The organism is Enterobacter sp. CPE_E1241 (assembly GCF_045618265.1).
Taxonomy (GTDB): Bacteria; Pseudomonadota; Gammaproteobacteria; order Enterobacterales; family Enterobacteriaceae; genus Enterobacter; species Enterobacter adelaidei.
The window spans coordinates 1,326,688-1,343,225 of the sequence record NZ_JBIWYV010000001.1; the positions used below are offsets into that span (position 1 = coordinate 1,326,688).

General features: G+C 52.9%; 12 protein-coding genes and 7 tRNA genes. 2 read left to right on the forward strand and 17 right to left on the reverse strand.

The window, feature by feature from the left end; translation table 11 throughout:
* Nucleotides 1–277: 277 nt before the first annotated feature.
* The 5 genes from lnt to miaB all read right to left on the reverse strand — a co-directional run bounded on the left by lnt (nucleotide 278) and on the right by miaB (nucleotide 5,879).
* Nucleotides 278–1,816 carry an apolipoprotein N-acyltransferase gene (gene lnt, locus ACJ9Y9_RS06385; protein WP_028019466.1) on the reverse strand — a complete coding sequence of 513 codons (1,539 nt, stop codon included), beginning with the start codon at nucleotides 1,814–1,816 and terminating at the stop codon, nucleotides 278–280.
* A gap of 5 nt (nucleotides 1,817–1,821) precedes the next feature.
* Complete coding sequence (corC, locus tag ACJ9Y9_RS06390; protein ID WP_028019465.1) at nucleotides 1,822–2,700, reverse strand: CNNM family magnesium/cobalt transport protein CorC; 879 nt, start codon at nucleotides 2,698–2,700, stop codon at nucleotides 1,822–1,824.
* Between the two features lie 89 nt (nucleotides 2,701–2,789).
* Entirely contained in the window at nucleotides 2,790–3,257 is a 468-nt protein-coding gene (gene ybeY / locus ACJ9Y9_RS06395) for an rRNA maturation RNase YbeY (protein WP_003858677.1), read from the reverse strand.
* On the reverse strand, nucleotides 3,254–4,300 hold the full coding sequence (locus ACJ9Y9_RS06400) for a PhoH family protein (RefSeq protein WP_028019464.1): 1,047 nt from the start codon (nucleotides 4,298–4,300) through the stop codon (nucleotides 3,254–3,256). The genes ybeY and ACJ9Y9_RS06400 overlap by 4 nt, the downstream gene beginning before the upstream one ends.
* A 154-nt stretch (nucleotides 4,301–4,454) precedes the next feature.
* Nucleotides 4,455–5,879: a tRNA (N6-isopentenyl adenosine(37)-C2)-methylthiotransferase MiaB gene (gene miaB, locus ACJ9Y9_RS06405; protein ID WP_028021394.1), complete on the reverse strand. Its 1,425-nt coding sequence runs from the start codon at nucleotides 5,877–5,879 to the stop codon at nucleotides 4,455–4,457.
* Nucleotides 5,880–6,014: 135 nt separating this feature from the next.
* Here miaB and ubiF point away from each other — a divergent pair, with 135 nt between their 5' ends.
* Nucleotides 6,015–7,190, forward strand: a complete 1,176-nt coding sequence (gene ubiF / locus ACJ9Y9_RS06410) for a 3-demethoxyubiquinol 3-hydroxylase (protein ID WP_028019462.1) — start codon at nucleotides 6,015–6,017, stop codon at nucleotides 7,188–7,190.
* Nucleotides 7,191–7,292: 102 nt separating this feature from the next.
* On the opposite strand, the gene ACJ9Y9_RS06415 is transcribed toward ubiF, so the two are convergent.
* From ACJ9Y9_RS06415 to nagB, 12 genes are all read right to left on the reverse strand, one after another.
* A tRNA-Gln gene (locus tag ACJ9Y9_RS06415) sits at nucleotides 7,293–7,367 on the reverse strand.
* A 35-nt stretch (nucleotides 7,368–7,402) separates the two neighbouring features.
* A tRNA-Gln gene (locus ACJ9Y9_RS06420) sits at nucleotides 7,403–7,477 on the reverse strand.
* Nucleotides 7,478–7,517: 40 nt separating this feature from the next.
* A tRNA-Met gene (locus ACJ9Y9_RS06425) sits at nucleotides 7,518–7,594 on the reverse strand.
* 17 nt (nucleotides 7,595–7,611) lie between these two features.
* Nucleotides 7,612–7,686: transfer RNA gene (locus ACJ9Y9_RS06430), tRNA-Gln, on the reverse strand.
* Between the two features lie 32 nt (nucleotides 7,687–7,718).
* Nucleotides 7,719–7,793 (reverse strand) — tRNA-Gln (locus ACJ9Y9_RS06435).
* A gap of 23 nt (nucleotides 7,794–7,816) precedes the next feature.
* Nucleotides 7,817–7,901 (reverse strand) — tRNA-Leu (locus ACJ9Y9_RS06440).
* 9 nt (nucleotides 7,902–7,910) lie between these two features.
* A tRNA-Met gene (locus tag ACJ9Y9_RS06445) sits at nucleotides 7,911–7,987 on the reverse strand.
* 227 nt (nucleotides 7,988–8,214) lie between these two features.
* On the reverse strand, nucleotides 8,215–9,879 hold the full coding sequence (gene asnB, locus ACJ9Y9_RS06450; protein WP_028019461.1) for an asparagine synthase B: 1,665 nt from the start codon (nucleotides 9,877–9,879) through the stop codon (nucleotides 8,215–8,217).
* 249 nt (nucleotides 9,880–10,128) lie between these two features.
* Complete coding sequence (gene nagD / locus ACJ9Y9_RS06455) at nucleotides 10,129–10,881, reverse strand: ribonucleotide monophosphatase NagD (RefSeq protein ID WP_023310763.1); 753 nt, start codon at nucleotides 10,879–10,881, stop codon at nucleotides 10,129–10,131.
* A 45-nt stretch (nucleotides 10,882–10,926) separates the two neighbouring features.
* Nucleotides 10,927–12,147, reverse strand: coding sequence for an N-acetylglucosamine repressor (locus ACJ9Y9_RS06460; RefSeq protein WP_021242995.1), 1,221 nt, complete (start codon nucleotides 12,145–12,147; stop codon nucleotides 10,927–10,929).
* Nucleotides 12,148–12,155: 8 nt separating this feature from the next.
* A complete protein-coding gene (gene nagA / locus ACJ9Y9_RS06465; protein ID WP_028019460.1) occupies nucleotides 12,156–13,304 on the reverse strand; it encodes an N-acetylglucosamine-6-phosphate deacetylase in 1,149 nt (382 codons plus the stop codon).
* 55 nt (nucleotides 13,305–13,359) lie between these two features.
* Nucleotides 13,360–14,160: a glucosamine-6-phosphate deaminase gene (gene nagB, locus ACJ9Y9_RS06470; RefSeq protein WP_023310765.1), complete on the reverse strand. Its 801-nt coding sequence runs from the start codon at nucleotides 14,158–14,160 to the stop codon at nucleotides 13,360–13,362.
* A gap of 326 nt (nucleotides 14,161–14,486) precedes the next feature.
* On the opposite strand from nagB, the gene nagE reads away from it, so the two are divergent.
* Entirely contained in the window at nucleotides 14,487–16,508 is a 2,022-nt protein-coding gene (gene nagE, locus ACJ9Y9_RS06475; protein WP_028021393.1) for an N-acetylglucosamine-specific PTS transporter subunit IIBC, read from the forward strand.
* The last annotated feature ends 30 nt before the right edge of the window (nucleotides 16,509–16,538 follow it).

Genomic DNA, 16,538 nt, shown 5'->3' on the forward strand with positions numbered 1-16,538 from the left:
TCTGGCTTAATGTAAAGATTTTGCTGCGTTATTGTTTATTTTTGCGAAGCGCGCCGCACCATTCAGAGGCAAAAATCTCTCGTTGCACCGTTTCGGTGCTACCGATGATCTACGCTGGTGCGACCAGGTTGCGCGTTAAGCCAAACTGCGTTTACCTGAATAAACAAAGCAATAGGCGTGCCAGAATTGGAGTCTGGAGGGAATGGTAGGATGGTAGCAACAGTATGGAAAAGTAGGCCGGGTAAGCGTCAGCGCCACCCGGCAACAGAAGGTAGGGTTATTTACGACGCCGACGAAGACTCATCAACACCGCACCAAAACCAAACAGCGCGGTCAGGATCCACAGCGGCCAGTTGCCGGTGCGGGCGTACGGCGTAAGTCCCGTGGTTGGCGTGACGTTGGTGGTCAGCACCTCACGGGTAAACTGCGGGATCATGGCCTGAATTTCACCCTGTGGGCCAATTACGGCGGTGATGCCGTTGTTGGTGCTACGCAGCAGTGGACGCGCCAGCTCCAGGGAACGCATCCGCGCCATCTGGAAGTGTTGCCATGGGCCAATCGACTTACCAAACCACGCGTCATTGGAGATGGTCAGCAGGAAGTCCGTATCCGGGCGGAAGTTATCGCGTACCTGCTCGCCGAGGATAATTTCGTAGCAAATGGCGGCGGTCAGGGCAAAACCGTGCGCATGCAGCTGCGGCTGAACGTATGGACCACGGCTGAAAGAGGACATCGGCAGGTCAAAGAACGGTGCCAGCGGGCGCAGAATGGACTCCAGCGGGACAAATTCACCAAACGGAACCAGGTGATTTTTGTTGTACCTGTCAGTGGAGTTGTAGCTGTATTCGCTATCTTTGCCGAGGGTAATGATGGTGTTATAGGTGTCATAACGGTTCTGCTGATTCAGACGCGCATCAACAATACCGGTAATCAGCGTGCTGCCGCGCGCGAGCAGCAGATCGTTCATCATGTTCAGGAACGGCTGCTGGTTTATTTCCAGGTCCGGGATCGCAGATTCCGGCCAGATAATCAGCTGTGATTTGCCCATGACCTCTTCGGTCGCGTTGGCGTAGATCTTCAGCGTATTCAGAAGCTGCTTTTCATCCCACTTCATGGCCTGTGGGATATCACCCTGCACCATGGAAACCTGCGTAGCGCGTTCTGGCTCCAGGGTATACCACTGGATATAGCGCAGCGGGAAGGGCAGTGCGAACAATACCAGTGCCGCAACCAGCGGCTTCCAGCAGCGCTTGGCCAACGCCAGTACCAGCAGGCCGCTGACAACCATCAGCAGGAAGTTAATCGCCTCAACGCCCATCACCGGTGCTAGGCCTTTCAGCGGCCCGTCAATCTGGCTGTAGCCGAACTGCAACCATGGAAAACCGGTCAATACCCAGCCACGCAGGAACTCGGTAATTTGCCAGACAACCGGTGCCGCAATGGCGACGCGCAGCCAGGTTGTTTGTGGCCACAGACGAGAAAGAATGCCGGCGAACAGACCGGTATAGAGCGAGAGATAGGCCGCGAGCAGGACGACCAGGAAGACGTTCACCGGCCCTGGCATACCGCCAAACTGAGCAATGCTGACATAGACCCAGTTGATACCGGAACCAAACAGCCCCAGTCCCCAGAAGTAGCCAATCGCAGCGGCCTGCACCGGACGACGATTCAGGGTCAGCCCCTGTAGCCCCATCAGGGAGAGTATGGCGGCGGGCCAGATATCGTAAGGAGAAAAAGCCAGCGTACCGCTGGCTCCGAGTAACAGCGCCAGCAGCAAACGGACGCGCTGGCGTTCAAGCAGTGGGGCAAATGCCATTTACATTAATCTTCCAGTTTTGGCACCGGTGAGTCATCCGGCGTTCTGACATGAACCTGTATAATACGTCGGCTGTCGGCCATCGCTACCTTGAACTGGTAACCGTCGATGTCAACGGTTTCACCGCGCGCCGGGAGGTGGCCAAAGGCCTGCATCACCAGACCGCCAATGGTATCAACCTCTTCATCGCTGAAGTGGGTGCCGAAAGCGTCGTTAAAGTCTTCAATCGAGGCCAGCGCACGCACAGTCCAGGTGTGGCGGCTCAGTTGACGGAAGTCGATATCTTCTTCTTCGTCATACTCATCTTCGATTTCTCCCACGATCAGCTCAAGGATATCTTCGATCGTGACAAGACCCGACACACCGCCAAATTCATCAATAACAATCGCCATGTGGTAACGCTGAGAGCGAAACTCTTTCAGCATCCGATCCACACGTTTACTTTCCGGCACAACCACGGCCTGGCGTAACACTTTTTCCATGCTGAAAGCGTCAGAATCGCTGCGCATAAACGGCAGCAGATCTTTCGCCATCAAAATCCCTTCAATGTGATCTTTGTCTTCGCTGATGACCGGGAAACGTGAATGAGCGGATTCGATAATCACATCGAGGCACTCGTCCAGTGTCTGGTTACGTTTCAGGGTGATCATTTGCGAACGGGGGATCATGATATCGCGAACACGCTGGTCGGCGATGTCCATGACCCCTTCAAGCATTTCGCGCGTATCTTCATCGATAAGGTCGTTTTGCCCGGAATCACGAATCAGCTCCAGCAGTTCATCACGGTTTTTCGGTTCGCCGTGGAAAAGCTGGTTCAGAATGAGGGAGAAAAATCCCTTTTTACCGTTTGTCGTGTCGCTACTGTGTGAATTGTCGTCGCTCATGGCGTTTGTTAAGGGTTCTCTTGTTAGTTCAACGTTTACCGCCACGCGATTTCCTTTCGTGGCGGCATGTTAGTCAGTGGGGAGACTGACTATTCTTTCTCGGCAATGTACGGATCCTCATAGCCCAGAGCAAGCATTATCTCTGTCTCGAGGGACTCCATCTCTTCTGCTTCGTCATCTTCTATATGATCGTAGCCGAGCAGATGCAGGCTGCCATGTACCACCATATGCGCCCAGTGGGCTTCAAGGGGTTTTTGCTGCTCTTTGGCTTCCTGCTCAACCACCTGGCGACAGATGATCAGATCGCCCAGCAGCGGCATCTCGATGCCCGGTGGGGCTTCGAACGGGAAAGAGAGCACGTTGGTCGGCTTATCTTTCCCGCGATAGGTCAGGTTAAGCTCATGGCTTTCGGCTTCATCCACCAGGCGAATCGTGACTTCTGATTCTTCCTGAAATTGGGGGATAACGGCATCCAGCCATTTCTGAAACTGCGCCTCTTCTGGCATACCGGAATTATCTTCACAGGCCAGCTGTAAATCGAGGATCACCTGACTCATTTCTGTTCTTGCTCCTGCGCTTCGCGCTTACGTTCTGCTGCCAGTTCGGCCTTACGCTTCTGATCGGCTTCTTCCCAGGCCTCGTAGGCGTTAACAATACGCGCGACGACCGGGTGGCGTACCACGTCTTCACTGTGGAAGAAGTTAAAACTGATTTCTTCGACCTCGGCCAGCACCTCAATGGCGTGACGCAGGCCAGATTTGGTGCTGCGCGGCAGATCGATCTGGGTGACGTCACCGGTAATGACCGCTTTCGAGTTAAAGCCGATACGCGTCAGGAACATCTTCATCTGTTCGATGGTGGTGTTCTGACTTTCATCAAGAATGATAAACGCATCGTTCAGCGTACGGCCGCGCATATAAGCGAGCGGAGCAACTTCGATAACGTTACGCTCAATAAGTTTCTCAACTTTTTCAAAACCGAGCATTTCGAACAGCGCGTCGTATAAGGGACGCAGGTATGGGTCGACTTTCTGGCTCAGGTCGCCTGGCAGGAAGCCCAGTTTCTCGCCCGCTTCAACCGCAGGGCGAGTCAGCAGAATACGGCGGATCTCCTGACGCTCCAGCGCATCCACTGCTGCTGCTACCGCCAGATAGGTTTTACCGGTACCGGCCGGTCCAACGCCGAAGGTGATGTCATGGTCGAGGATATTCGCGATGTACTGTGCCTGGTTTGGCGTACGCGGTTTAATCACGCCACGTTTGGTTTTGATGTTAATTGCCTTGCCGTAGTCAGGCACACTTTCCGCGCTCTGCTCGAGCACTCGCGCTTCTTTAATGGCGAGGTGGATCTGTTCTGGCTCGATATCCTGAATTTCGCCACGCATTGGGGAGGTATCCACATACAGGCTACGCAGAATATCTGCAGCGGCGTTGACGCAGATAGGGCGTCCGGTCAGTTTGAAATGATTATCGCGACGATTGATTTCGATACCCAGACGTCGCTCCAGTTGCTTGATGTTGTCATCAAACGGCCCGCACAGGCTCAGCAGGCGAGCGTTGTCTGCTGGCTCAAGGCTAATTTCACGCGTGTCTATATTCAAACCGTTCCTCTTTGAGTGTTTAGTAGGGCTGGCATCATAAAACTGTCATTACCGAAATTATTCACGCCACAGAATAAAGGCGCAAGCATTGCGATGGATATTGGGGGCGAAGAGGGGAATTACAAGGCCTGCCAGAAAGGCAGGCCTGGACGCATTACGGCTGATAGATACCCACGCCAGAATCGTTTTCTTTTCGGGTTCGGGAAATGACGGATTCCGGAGATTCTGCAATGCGCAGACCCATTTCATCCTCGGTACGTACCACCTTCGCTCGCAGCGAGTTGGTCAACACTTCCACAATCTCGACGTCCACGAACTTACCGATCATATCCGGGGTGCCTTCGAAGTTCACCACGCGGTTATTTTCGGTACGACCGGAGAGTTCCATAATGCTCTTGCGCGAGGTGCCTTCAACCAGAATACGCTGGACAGTACCAAGCATACGACGGCTCCAGGCATTGGCCTGCTGGTTGATACGCTCCTGCAGAATATACAGACGCTGCTTTTTCTCTTCTTCCGGCACATCGTCAACCATATCTGCCGCAGGGGTTCCAGGACGTGCAGAGAAGATGAAGCTGTAGCTAACGTCAAAATTCACGTCGCCGATGAGCTTCATGGTGCGCTCAAAGTCGTCGGCAGTTTCGCCTGGGAAGCCGACGATAAAGTCCGAGCTAATCTGGATATCAGGACGGGCTTCACGCAGTTTACGGATGGTGGATTTGTACTCCAGAACCGTATGCGGGCGCCCCATCAGGGTCAGCACACGGTCAGAACCACACTGAATCGGCAGGTGCAGGAAGCTCACCAGTTCCGGCGTGTCGCGATAAACATCGATGATGTCATCGGTAAATTCCATCGGGTGGCTGGTGGTGAAGCGAATGCGGTCGATACCGTCAATCGCGGCCACCAGACGCAGCAGTTCAGCAAAGCTGCCGGTGCTGCCGTCATAGTTCTCGCCGCGCCAGGCGTTAACGTTCTGGCCCAGCAGGTTCACTTCGCGTACGCCCTGCGCGGCAAGCTGCGCGATTTCAAACAAAATGTCATCCGCCGGACGGCTGACCTCTTCACCGCGCGTGTAAGGCACCACGCAGTAAGTGCAGTATTTGTTGCAGCCTTCCATGATTGAGACAAAAGCGGTCGGGCCATCCGCGCGCGGCTCTGGCAGACGGTCAAATTTTTCAATCTCCGGGAAGCTGACGTCAACAACCGGGCTACGATTGCCGCGAACCTGATTGATCATCTCAGGCAGGCGGTGCAGGGTCTGAGGGCCAAAGACAATATCCACATACGGGGCTCTCTGGCGGATCAGTTTCCCTTCCTGCGACGCAACACAACCGCCAACACCAATGATCAGGTCCGGATTTTTTCGTTTGAGAAGTTTCCAGCGACCTAACACATGAAAGACTTTTTCCTGCGCTTTTTCACGAATAGAACAGGTGTTTAGCAGCAGCACATCGGCTTCTTTCGCATTTTCAGTCAGCTGGTATCCGTGGGTTGTATCCAGCAGATCGGCCATCTTGGATGAATCGTATTCGTTCATCTGACAGCCCCAGGTTTTTATATGGAGTTTTTTAGTCATCGACTTGCTCAGCTCAGGATTGCAAGCCGCGTATTGTAATGCTTTGGTGCGGTTGTGACCAGTATGAAGGTTGTCAACCTCCTGACCCCAAAAATCCGGTAAACTTAAGGGATTCTGCAATAAGGAAAATTGACCATGACACTCCAACAAACCGAAATCGCCGTTGTCGGCGGCGGTATGGTCGGCGGCGCACTGGCGCTGGGGCTGGCGCAGCAGGGATTTGAGGTGACGGTTATCGAGCAGGCTGCTCCTGCTACGTTTGACCCGACGGCAAAGCCGGATGTGCGTATTTCTGCGATCAGTGCCGCCTCAGTTGATCTACTGCGCGGGCTGGGCGTTTGGGACGCGGTGCTGACGATGCGTGCTCACCCTTACAGCCGCCTCGAAACGTGGGAGTGGGAAAATGCCCACGTCGCGTTTGATGCCGCTGAACTCAAGCTGCCCCGTCTGGGCTATATGGTGGAAAACAACGTCCTCCAGCAGGCGCTCTGGCAGGCGCTGGAGGCACACCCGAAGGTGACGCTGCGTGTCCCATCGTCACTCAAAGCCTTGCATCGTCATGACAACGGATATCGCCTGACGCTTGATAATGATGATGAATTAGCCGTGAAGCTGGTGGTGGGCGCTGATGGCGCCAACTCTCAGGTCAGAGAGATGGCGGGGATTGGGGTTCATGCCTGGCAGTATCAACAGTCTTGTATGTTGATTACTGTCCAGTGTGAGAATGCGCCAGGAGAGAGCACCTGGCAGCACTTTACGCCGAATGGTCCGCACGCGTTTTTACCGTTGTTCGATAACTGGGCATCGCTGGTGTGGTACGACAAACCGGCGCGTATTCGTCAGTTACAGGGGCTTTCGATGGCGCAACTGCAAGACGAAATTATGCGCCACTTCCCGAGCCGACTGGGATATGTGACGCCGGTTGCGGCAGGAGCATTCCCGCTGACTCGTCGACACGCGTTGCAATACGCCCGCGAAGGGCTGGCTCTGGTAGGAGATGCGGCACACACCATTCACCCGCTGGCAGGGCAGGGGGTAAACCTGGGGTATCGTGATGTTGATGCATTACTGGATGTGCTGGGTAGTGCACGCGGGCATGCGGAGGACTGGTCAAGCCATCAGGTACTGAAGCGTTACCAGACGCGGCGTATGGCGGATAACTTCATCATGCAGTCAGGGATGGATCTGTTCTATGCCGGGTTCAGCAATGACGTAGGGCCGGTGCGTATTCTGCGTAATATTGGATTGATGGCGGCTGAGCGTGCCGGAGGTCTGAAGCGTCAGGCGTTGAAATACGCCCTCGGACTCTAAACTTTATTCCCTCTCCCCGTGGGAGAGGGTTGGGTGAGGGAGCCAGGCCGCACTGACAACAAAAAAAAAAAAGCCCGCAGAGCGGGCTTTTTCGTTACTAAGTGGCTGGGGTGCAGGGATTCGAACCCCGGAATGCTGGTATCAGAAACCAGAGCCTTACCGCTTGGCGACACCCCAATTGCGTTAAACAGTGTTTAACGACTTTTTTAAATTGGCTGGGGTACGAGGATTCGAACCTCGGAATGCCGGAATCAGAATCCGGTGCCTTACCGCTTGGCGATACCCCAACAATTTGTCTTGATTACCGAAAAATCGACAATCTAAATATGGTGGCTACGACGGGATTCGAACCTGTGACCCCATCATTATGAGTGATGTGCTCTAACCAACTGAGCTACGTAGCCAGTACTGCAATCTTCGATGGCTGGGGTACCTGGATTCGAACCAGGGAATGCCGGTATCAAAAACCGGTGCCTTACCGCTTGGCGATACCCCAATACCGCGGAGAACCGCAAAATCGAAGAAATATGGCTGGGGTACCTGGATTCGAACCAGGGAATGCCGGTATCAAAAACCGGTGCCTTACCGCTTGGCGATACCCCATCCGTGCAACGCTTACCTGGGAATGGTGCGGGAGGCGAGACTTGAACTCGCACACCTTGCGGCGCCAGAACCTAAATCTGGTGCGTCTACCAATTTCGCCACTCCCGCAAAAAAAGATGGTGGCTACGACGGGATTCGAACCTGTGACCCCATCATTATGAGTGATGTGCTCTAACCAACTGAGCTACGTAGCCATCTTTTTTTCGCGTTACCTTATCGGCGTTGCGGGGCGCATTATGCGTATAGACCCTTGCAGCGTCAACACCTTTTTCAACGAAAATGGCCGGAATGTGACTGTTTGGTTAGGTTGCGAACAGCGTGACCGAATATTCGGCAATTATTGGTTATTAATCAGATTTAGGTGGTGAAATGTGAGGCAAAAAAATCAGGCCCCTGAGGGGCCTGATTGCGATCTGAGCGATTATTTGTAGGCTGACTGGTGAACGCCTACTGCGCGTCCTGATGGATCGTTCATGGATTTGAACGATTCATCCCATTCAATCGCTTTTGCTGAAGAGCAGGCGACGGACGGGCCACCCGGCACACATTCCGCAGCACTTGGAACCGGGAACAGTTCTTCAAAAATTTCACGGTACAGATAGGCTTCTTTGGAACCCGGCGTGTTGTACGGGAAGCGGAAGCTCGCTGTTTCCAGTTGTTGGTCGGAAACCTGTTTTGCCGCCACCTCTTTCAGGGTGTCGATCCAGCTGTAACCTACACCGTCAGAGAACTGCTCTTTCTGACGCCACGCCACGCTTGCCGGCAGGTAGGATTCAAAACATTCACGCAGGATATGTTTTTCCATTTTGCCGTTGCCGCACATCTTGTCCTGCGGGTTGATACGCATCGCGACGTCGAGGAATTTCTTATCCAGGAACGGAACACGCGCTTCCACACCCCAGGCCGACATCGCTTTGTTGGCACGCGCACAGTCAAACATATGCAGCGCCTGAAGTTTGCGCACTGTCTCTTCATGCAACTCTTTGGCATTCGGCGCTTTGTGGAAATACAGGTAGCCACCGAATACTTCGTCAGAACCTTCGCCAGACAGCACCATCTTAATGCCCATCGCTTTGATCTTACGGGACATCAGATACATAGGCGTAGAGGCGCGGATGGTCGTCACATCATAAGTTTCGATGTGATAGATAACATCGCGGATCGCATCCAGACCTTCCTGCACGGTGAAATGAATTTCGTGGTGCACGGTACCAAGATGGTTTGCCACTTCCTGTGCGGCTTTCAGATCCGGCGCGCCTTCCAGGCCCACGGCAAAGGAGTGCAGCTGTGGCCACCAGGCTTCAGAGCGTTCCTGATCTTCCACGCGACGGGCGGCAAATTTCTTGGTGATCGCGGAGATCACGGAAGAATCCAGGCCGCCGGAGAGCAGCACGCCGTACGGCACGTCTGACATCAGGTGGCTTTTAACGGAGTCTTCCAGCGCCTGACGCAGCTCGGCTTTGTCCGTGACGTTGTTTTTTACCGCATCATAGTCGAACCAATCGCGCTGATAATACTGACGGATCTCGCCGTCTTTGCTCCACAGGTAGCTACCTGCAGGGAACTCTTTAATGGTGCGGCAAACCGGTACCAGGGCTTTCATTTCAGAGGCAACATAGAAGTTGCCGTGTTCATCGTGACCCATGTACAGGGGAATAATACCAATGTGATCACGGCCAATCAGGTAAGCGTCTTTTTCGCTGTCGTACAGTGCGAAGGCAAACATGCCCTGCAGGTCGTCCAGGAACGCCGGGCCTTTCTCCTGATACAGCGCGAGGATCACTTCACAGTCAGAACCGGTCTGGAACGCGTAGCGGTCGCCGTACTCGGCACGCAGTGCCTGATGGTTGTAGATTTCACCGTTGACAGCCAGCGCGTGCGTTTTTTTCTCGTTATACAGCGGCTGAGCACCAGCGTTGACGTCTACGATCGACAGACGTTCGTGAGCCAGAATAGCTTTATCGCTGGCGTAAACGCCGGACCAGTCCGGGCCGCGATGGCGCATCAGGCGGGACAATTCGAGTGCTTTTTTACGCAGTTCGCCCGCGTCAGTTTTAATATCCAGTACGCCAAAAATAGAACACATAACCTTCTCCGTTAACCCTGTTGCATTGTGATGTTGCTTGCTTATGAAAATGCCGCAAAGGGACTGGGGGCGCAAGCGTTTTACGGGCTAAAACGGAAATAGTGCAATGGTAATTGCTGAATAGTGAAAAACGAGTATGTCATGCATGCTTTTATTGATGATTATTCAATAAAACGTGGTTTTTGTTAGATGGGTTTTTATTTGGCTGGGCTGAAAATGAAAAACCACGCCCTGAGGCGTGGTTTGGTATCAGATAATGTCAATTTCATCAACGGAGGGGTAAATCCAGCTCGGCCGGAACGGCATCGAATCAATGTCATCAAGCTGAGAGACGCCAGAGAGCACCAGAATAGTTTCAAGACCCGCCTGGAAACCGGCCAGAATATCGGTACGGAGGTTGTCGCCGACAATGACGGTTTCTTCAGAGTGAGCCTGCATTTTGTTCAGTGCGGCACGGATGATCCACGGGCTAGGTTTCCCGACCACAAACGGCTGACGACCAGAGATTTTCTCGATACCGGCGCAGAGCGCACCACATGCCGGATAAAAGCCACGGCCGTGCGTATCCGGGTTGGTGGCGATAAAGCGCGCGCCGCTGGCGACAAAGTATGCCGCTTTATGCATCATCTCCCAGTTAAAGGAGCGCGTTTCACCCACGATCACAAAGTCCGGGTTCACATCGGTGATGGTAAAACCGGCTTTGTACAGCTCATGGATCAGCGCACCTTCACCGACCACGTAGGCTTTTTTTCCTTCCTGACGTTTCAGAAAATCAGCCGTTGCCATCGCCGAGGTATAAAACACGCTGTCCGGCACGTCGACACCGGCTGTGGCAAAGCGGTTCGCCAGATCCTGACCGGTCTGAGAAGGGTAGTTCGTGAGAAGAACCAGAGGCATTCCTTTGTCGATGATGCGGTGAAGAAACTCCGCAGCACCCGGCACAGCAACGTTGTCGTGCATCAGCACGCCGTCGATATCACAAATTACATTCTTAATGGTCATGGACAGTCCGACATCAAAAAAAGAAGGCGTTACTATAAGGTTCGATCAACTTTCCAGCAAATGCTGCAACAGAATGCCGTTGAGCATCGCACGTTTTACCAGCGCGAATGCACCAATCGCTGAACGATGGTCAAGCTTTGAACGAACAACCGGGAGATTCTGGCGGAATGCTTTCAGCGCCTGGGTATTAATACAGCCTTCAATGGCGGGCAGCAGTACCTTTTCCGCTTCAACAATTTCACCGGCGATCACCACTTTTTGCGGGTTAAACAGGTTAATCGCGATAGCAATGGTTTTGCCCAGATGACGTCCAACCTGCTCGATCACCTCACAGGCCAGCGCGTCGCCTTTATTGGCGGCTTTACAGATAGTTCCTATCTTGCAATCGTCCAGCGTGACGCGGCTTTGATAACCCTGCTCAAGCAAATGGCGAACACGCTGCTCAATGGCCGTATTGGCGGCAATGGTCTCAAGACAACCAAAGTTTCCGCAGTGGCAACGTTCGCCAAGCGGCTCGACCTGAATATGGCCGATCTCGCCGACATTACCGTTGCGACCAATAAAAATACGCCCGTTAGAGATAATGCCTGCACCTGTACCGCGGTGAACGCGCACCAGAATAGAGTCTTCGCAGTCCTGACTGGCACCAAAATAGTGCTCCGCCAGCGCCAGAGAGCGAATGTCATGGCCTACAAAACAGGTCACTTTAAAGCGCTTTTCCAGCGCATCGACCAACCCCCAGTTTTCAACCTGAATGTGCGGCATATAACGGATCACGCCGCTTTCCGGGTCGACCAGACCAGGCAGAATCACGGAGATGGCGATGAGTTCACGGATTTTACGCTGACAGCTTTCAATAAACTGCGCGATGGTATTCAGCAGCGCGTGTTCCAGGGTCTCCTGAGTGCGTTCAGGAAGGGGGTAGTGCTCTTCCGCAATGGCTTTGCTGCTCAGATCGTAGAGCGTAAGCGTGGTGTCATGACGGCCAAGGCGGACGCCAATGGCCTGAAAATTACGGGTTTCGGTAATAATAGAGATAGCGCGGCGGCCTCCGGTGGAGGCCTGTTGATCGACTTCTTTGATCAAACCGCGCTCGATGAGCTGGCGGGTAATTTTTGTCACGCTGGCGGGAGCAAGCTGGCTTTGTTCGGCTATCTGAATTCGCGAGATAGGCCCGTGCTGGTCAATCAGACGATAAACCGCCGCACTGTTAAGTTGTTTAACGAGATCGACATTACCTATTTGAGCTTGTCCGCCTGGTGTCATACTTTTACTTACTCAGTGACGACCTCGTTACCATTAACGATGGTCTTAATAATTTTATAATCGTGTGTGAATGCCGTCAGGTTTGCAACCATACCTGGTGCAATTCCGCCAAGCTGTTTATCGACGCCCATTGCGCGCGCCGGATAAAGCGTCGCCATACGCAGCACTTCATCGAGGGCAATACCGCAATGCTCAACCAGGTTGCGTACCCCTTCAATCATGGTCAGGGCAGAACCACTCAGCGTGCCGTTCTCATCCACACACAGTCCATTGCGGTAGTATATTGTTTTACCGGCAAAAATGAACTGCTCAATATTTGCACCTGCTGGCGCGGTGGCATCGGTGACCAGACAAAGCTTGTCACCTTTCAGCCGCTTGGCATTACGAATGTTGGTGTAATCGACATGTAAGCCGTCAGCAATAATACCGCAGTAGACGTCTGGCTCATCCAGAATCGCTCCGACCAGACCCGGTTCACGACCGGTTATATACGGCATTGCGTTGTAGAGGTGCGTGGCGAAGGTAATGCCCGCGCGGAAACCGGCTTTCGCTTCTTTCAGCGTCGCGTTTGAGTGACCCGCTGAAACGATAATCCCTGCGGCAGCCAGTTTGCTGATGACATCCGTACCTGTCATTTCAGGCGCCAGCGTCACTTTGGTGATCACATCGGCGTTAGCACACATGTAGTCAACCAGCTCCGCATCAGGTTTACGCACGTAATTCGGGTTATGCGTCCCTTTTTTGACCATATTCAGCCATGGCCCTTCAAGGTGCAGACCCAGCGCCTGATTCGGGTGTTTTGCCAGGTATTCACGCATCACGCGGATGCCCTGTTTCATAAGGTCATCACTGCTGGTGATGAGCGTTGGCAGATAGCTGGTGCAGCCCGAATTCTCGTTGGCTTTTTGCATGATCTCCAGCGTTTCTACCGTCACCGCATCCGCAGTGTCATTGAATTGCACACCGCCACAGCCGTTGAGCTGTACGTCGATGAAACCGGGGGAGATTACTGCTCCATTGAGTGAGCGCTGTTCAATCTCCGGCGGCAGTTCTGCCAGCGGGCAAACACGTTCAATCAGGCCATTAGCGATAACAATCGCATGGTCATCCAGAATATCATGGCCGGTATAAATCCGACCGTGGGTTAAAGCGTACATAACGACCCCCGGTTAAAAAAAGCGGCCGCCTCTTGATGAAGAGGCGGTTATTCAATTACAGACCTTTGATGTTCTCTGCTTCTAATTCGTTGAAGTATTTCAGCGTTTTCACTTTCAGCTCCATCGTGGACGGTTCGTCACAAACGATGACTGATTTCGGATGCAGCTGCAGGCAGCTGATGGTCCACATGTGGTTAACGTTGCCTTCAACGGCAGCCTGGAGCGCCTGTGCTTTCACGCCGCCTAGGACCAGAATCATCACTTCTTCGGCATCCAAAAGGGTGCCTACACCTACGGTCAGGGCGTATTTTGGAACCTGGTTAACGTCACCGTCAAAGAAGCGGGAGTTTGCCACGCGTGTGTCATGGGTCAGCGTTTTAATACGGGTGCGGGAAGCCAGAGAAGACGCAGGTTCGTTAAACGCGATATGACCATCATTACCTACACCACCCATAAACAGGTGGATTTTACCGTAGGAACGGATTTTTTCTTCATACTGACGACATTCTGCGTCAATATCAGGCGCGTTTCCATTCAGCAGGTTAATATTTTCAGATGGAATATCAACGTGATCAAAGAAGTTGCGGTGCATAAAGCTATGGTAGCTTTCCGGGTGATCCTTCGGTAAGCCAACATATTCGTCCATATTGAAGGTCACAACATGTTTAAAGCTAACCTGGCCTGCTTTATGCATCTCAACCAGTGCCTTATACGCGGTCAGGGGTGTGCCACCAGTCGGAAGACCAAGAACGAAAGGACGATCGGCAGTAGGTTTGAATGCGTTAATACGGTTAACGATATGGCGAGCGGCCCATTTACCAACTTGTTCAGCAGTTGCCAGGGGAATCAGTCTCATTGTTCACCTCAAGAGTTAAAGTAGAAGAGTGGGCGGATGGCTATCGGAACCTGAATTAAGCGTAACCTGGAATCTTTCAGGCCGGATCAATCCGTCTTGATTTTTTGAATGATAAAATAAGTTTTCGCAGTTAGCCAGCATAAGGGAGGGTTAATAACGATATTTGGTGACAAAAATCACAAAAAATACGTGTTTAATTTGCGATACGAATTAATTTTTCACACACTCACAATGCCAGTGAATCATCAACTGTATTTATAGTTCGTGACACAATAAAAAACAGAGCTGAGAACATGCCTTAAACGGGGTCTCATAGGGGGAAGAAAGTGAGTATTCTAGGTTATTTACAAAAGGTTGGTCGCGCACTTATGGTGCCGGTCGCCACGCTGCCAGCCGCAGCGATATTAATGGGTGTCGGTTACTGGATTGACCCGGTAAGTTGGGGCGGCGATAACGCTCTGGCGGCATTGTTTATTAAATCGGGCTCCGCCATTATCGATCACATGTCAGTCCTGTTCGCGATTGGTGTGGCTTATGGTATGTCCAAAGATAAAGACGGCGCAGCGGCGCTGACCGGCTTTGTCGGTTTCCTGGTATTAACTACCCTCTGCTCCCCAGCAGCGGTGTCTATGATTCAAAAAATCCCAGCGGATCAAGTTCCTGCCGCATTCGGGAAAATTGAAAACCAGTTCGTTGGTATCCTCGTCGGTATCATCTCTGCTGAACTGTACAACCGCTTCAGCGGCGTAGAGCTGCCAAAAGCGCTGTCCTTCTTCAGCGGTCGTCGTCTGGTGCCTATTCTGACTTCCTTCCTGATGATCGTTGTTGCATTCATCATGATGTACATCTGGCCGGTTATCTTTGACGGTCTGGTGAACTTTGGTGAGCACATTCAGAAGCTGGGTTCCGTCGGTGCGGGCGTATACGCGTTCTTCAACCGTCTGCTGATCCCGGTCGGTCTGCACCACGCGCTGAACTCCGTATTCTGGTTCGATGTTGCCGGTATTAACGATATTCCTAACTTCCTGGGTGGCGCACAGTCCATCGAAGCAGGTAAAGCGGTTGTCGGTATCACTGGTCGTTACCAGGCGGGCTTCTTCCCAATCATGATGTTCGGCCTGCCAGGTGCAGCGCTGGCTATCTACCACTGCGCACGTCCAGAGAACAAAGCGAAAGTCCTGGGTATCATGATGGCGGGTGCATTTGCAGCCTTCTTCACCGGTATCACTGAACCGCTGGAATTCTCCTTCATGTTCGTGGCTCCTGTGCTGTATGTGATCCACGCTGTCCTGACCGGTATCTCTGTGTTCATCGCCGCAAGTATGCAGTGGATTGCCGGTTTCGGCTTCAGTGCGGGTCTGGTGGATATGGTGCTTTCTTCCCGTAACCCGCTGGCAACCCACTGGTGGATGCTGATCCCACAGGGTCTGGTGTTCTTTGCTATCTACTACGTGGTGTTCCGTTTCACTATCACCAAATTCAACCTGATGACCCCAGGTCGTGAACTGGCTGTTGCCGGTAGCGAAGCGGATGGTCAGGACGTGAATGTGAGCGCGGACAAAGACCAGGATGTTGCAGGTCTGGCGCGTCAGTACATCGCCGCTGTCGGCGGTTCTGACAACCTGACCGGTATCGACGCATGTATCACCCGTCTGCGTCTGAACGTAAAAGACTCTTCTCTGGTGAACGAAGCGCTGGCTAAACGCCTGGGTGCATCCGGTGTTATCCGTCTGAACAAAACCAGCGTGCAGATTATCGTTGGGTTCGTGGCGGAAAAAATTGCCAATGCCATGAAAACGACAGGTCCGGTAGCCGCAGCGGAAACGTCTGCAGCTCCAGCCGCTGCGCCAGCTGCCGCAAAACCGCAGGCAGTACCAAATGCTAAAACGATTGCCGCACTGGTTTCCCCAGTGACGGGTGAAGTCGTTGCCATTGAGCAGGTGCCTGACGAAGCCTTCGCCAGCAAAGCGGTCGGTGACGGTGTCGCGGTAAAACCAACGGAAAAAACCGTGGTGTCACCAGCAGCCGGTACCATCGTAAAAATCTTCAATACCAACCATGCGTTCTGCCTCGAAACCGAGAATGGTGCTGAGATCGTTGTCCACATGGGTATTGATACCGTTGCGCTGAACGGCCAGGGCTTTACTCGCCTGGTGGAAGAGGGTGCTGAAGTGGTCGCAGGGCAGCCAATCCTGGAAATGGATCTGGACTTCCTGAACGCCAACGCGCGCTCAATGATTAGTCCGGTCGTTTGCAGCAACATTGATGACTTTAGTGGCCTGGTCATTCAGGCGAAAGGTCAAGTGGTTGCGGGTCAAACGCCACTGTATGAGATTAAAGGCAAGTAATCGCTCCTGAGTAGAGTCATGCCTTAAGCG

What these genes read in the sequence shown, in the direction of transcription:
- lnt (WP_028019466.1), bottom strand. Translation starts at nt 1,816, where the DNA reads ATGGCATTTGCCCCACTGCTTGAACGCCAGCGCGTCCGTTTGCTGCTG.
- corC (WP_028019465.1), bottom strand. Translation starts at nt 2,700, where the DNA reads ATGAGCGACGACAATTCACACAGTAGCGACACGACAAACGGTAAAAAG.
- ybeY (WP_003858677.1), bottom strand. Translation starts at nt 3,257, where the DNA reads ATGAGTCAGGTGATCCTCGATTTACAGCTGGCCTGTGAAGATAATTCC.
- miaB (WP_028021394.1), bottom strand. Translation starts at nt 5,879, where the DNA reads ATGACTAAAAAACTCCATATAAAAACCTGGGGCTGTCAGATGAACGAA.
- ubiF (WP_028019462.1), top strand. Translation starts at nt 6,015, where the DNA reads ATGACACTCCAACAAACCGAAATCGCCGTTGTCGGCGGCGGTATGGTC.
- asnB (WP_028019461.1), bottom strand. Translation starts at nt 9,879, where the DNA reads ATGTGTTCTATTTTTGGCGTACTGGATATTAAAACTGACGCGGGCGAA.
- nagD (WP_023310763.1), bottom strand. Translation starts at nt 10,881, where the DNA reads ATGACCATTAAGAATGTAATTTGTGATATCGACGGCGTGCTGATGCAC.
- ACJ9Y9_RS06460 (WP_021242995.1), bottom strand. Translation starts at nt 12,147, where the DNA reads ATGACACCAGGCGGACAAGCTCAAATAGGTAATGTCGATCTCGTTAAA.
- nagA (WP_028019460.1), bottom strand. Translation starts at nt 13,304, where the DNA reads ATGTACGCTTTAACCCACGGTCGGATTTATACCGGCCATGATATTCTG.
- nagB (WP_023310765.1), bottom strand. Translation starts at nt 14,160, where the DNA reads ATGAGACTGATTCCCCTGGCAACTGCTGAACAAGTTGGTAAATGGGCC.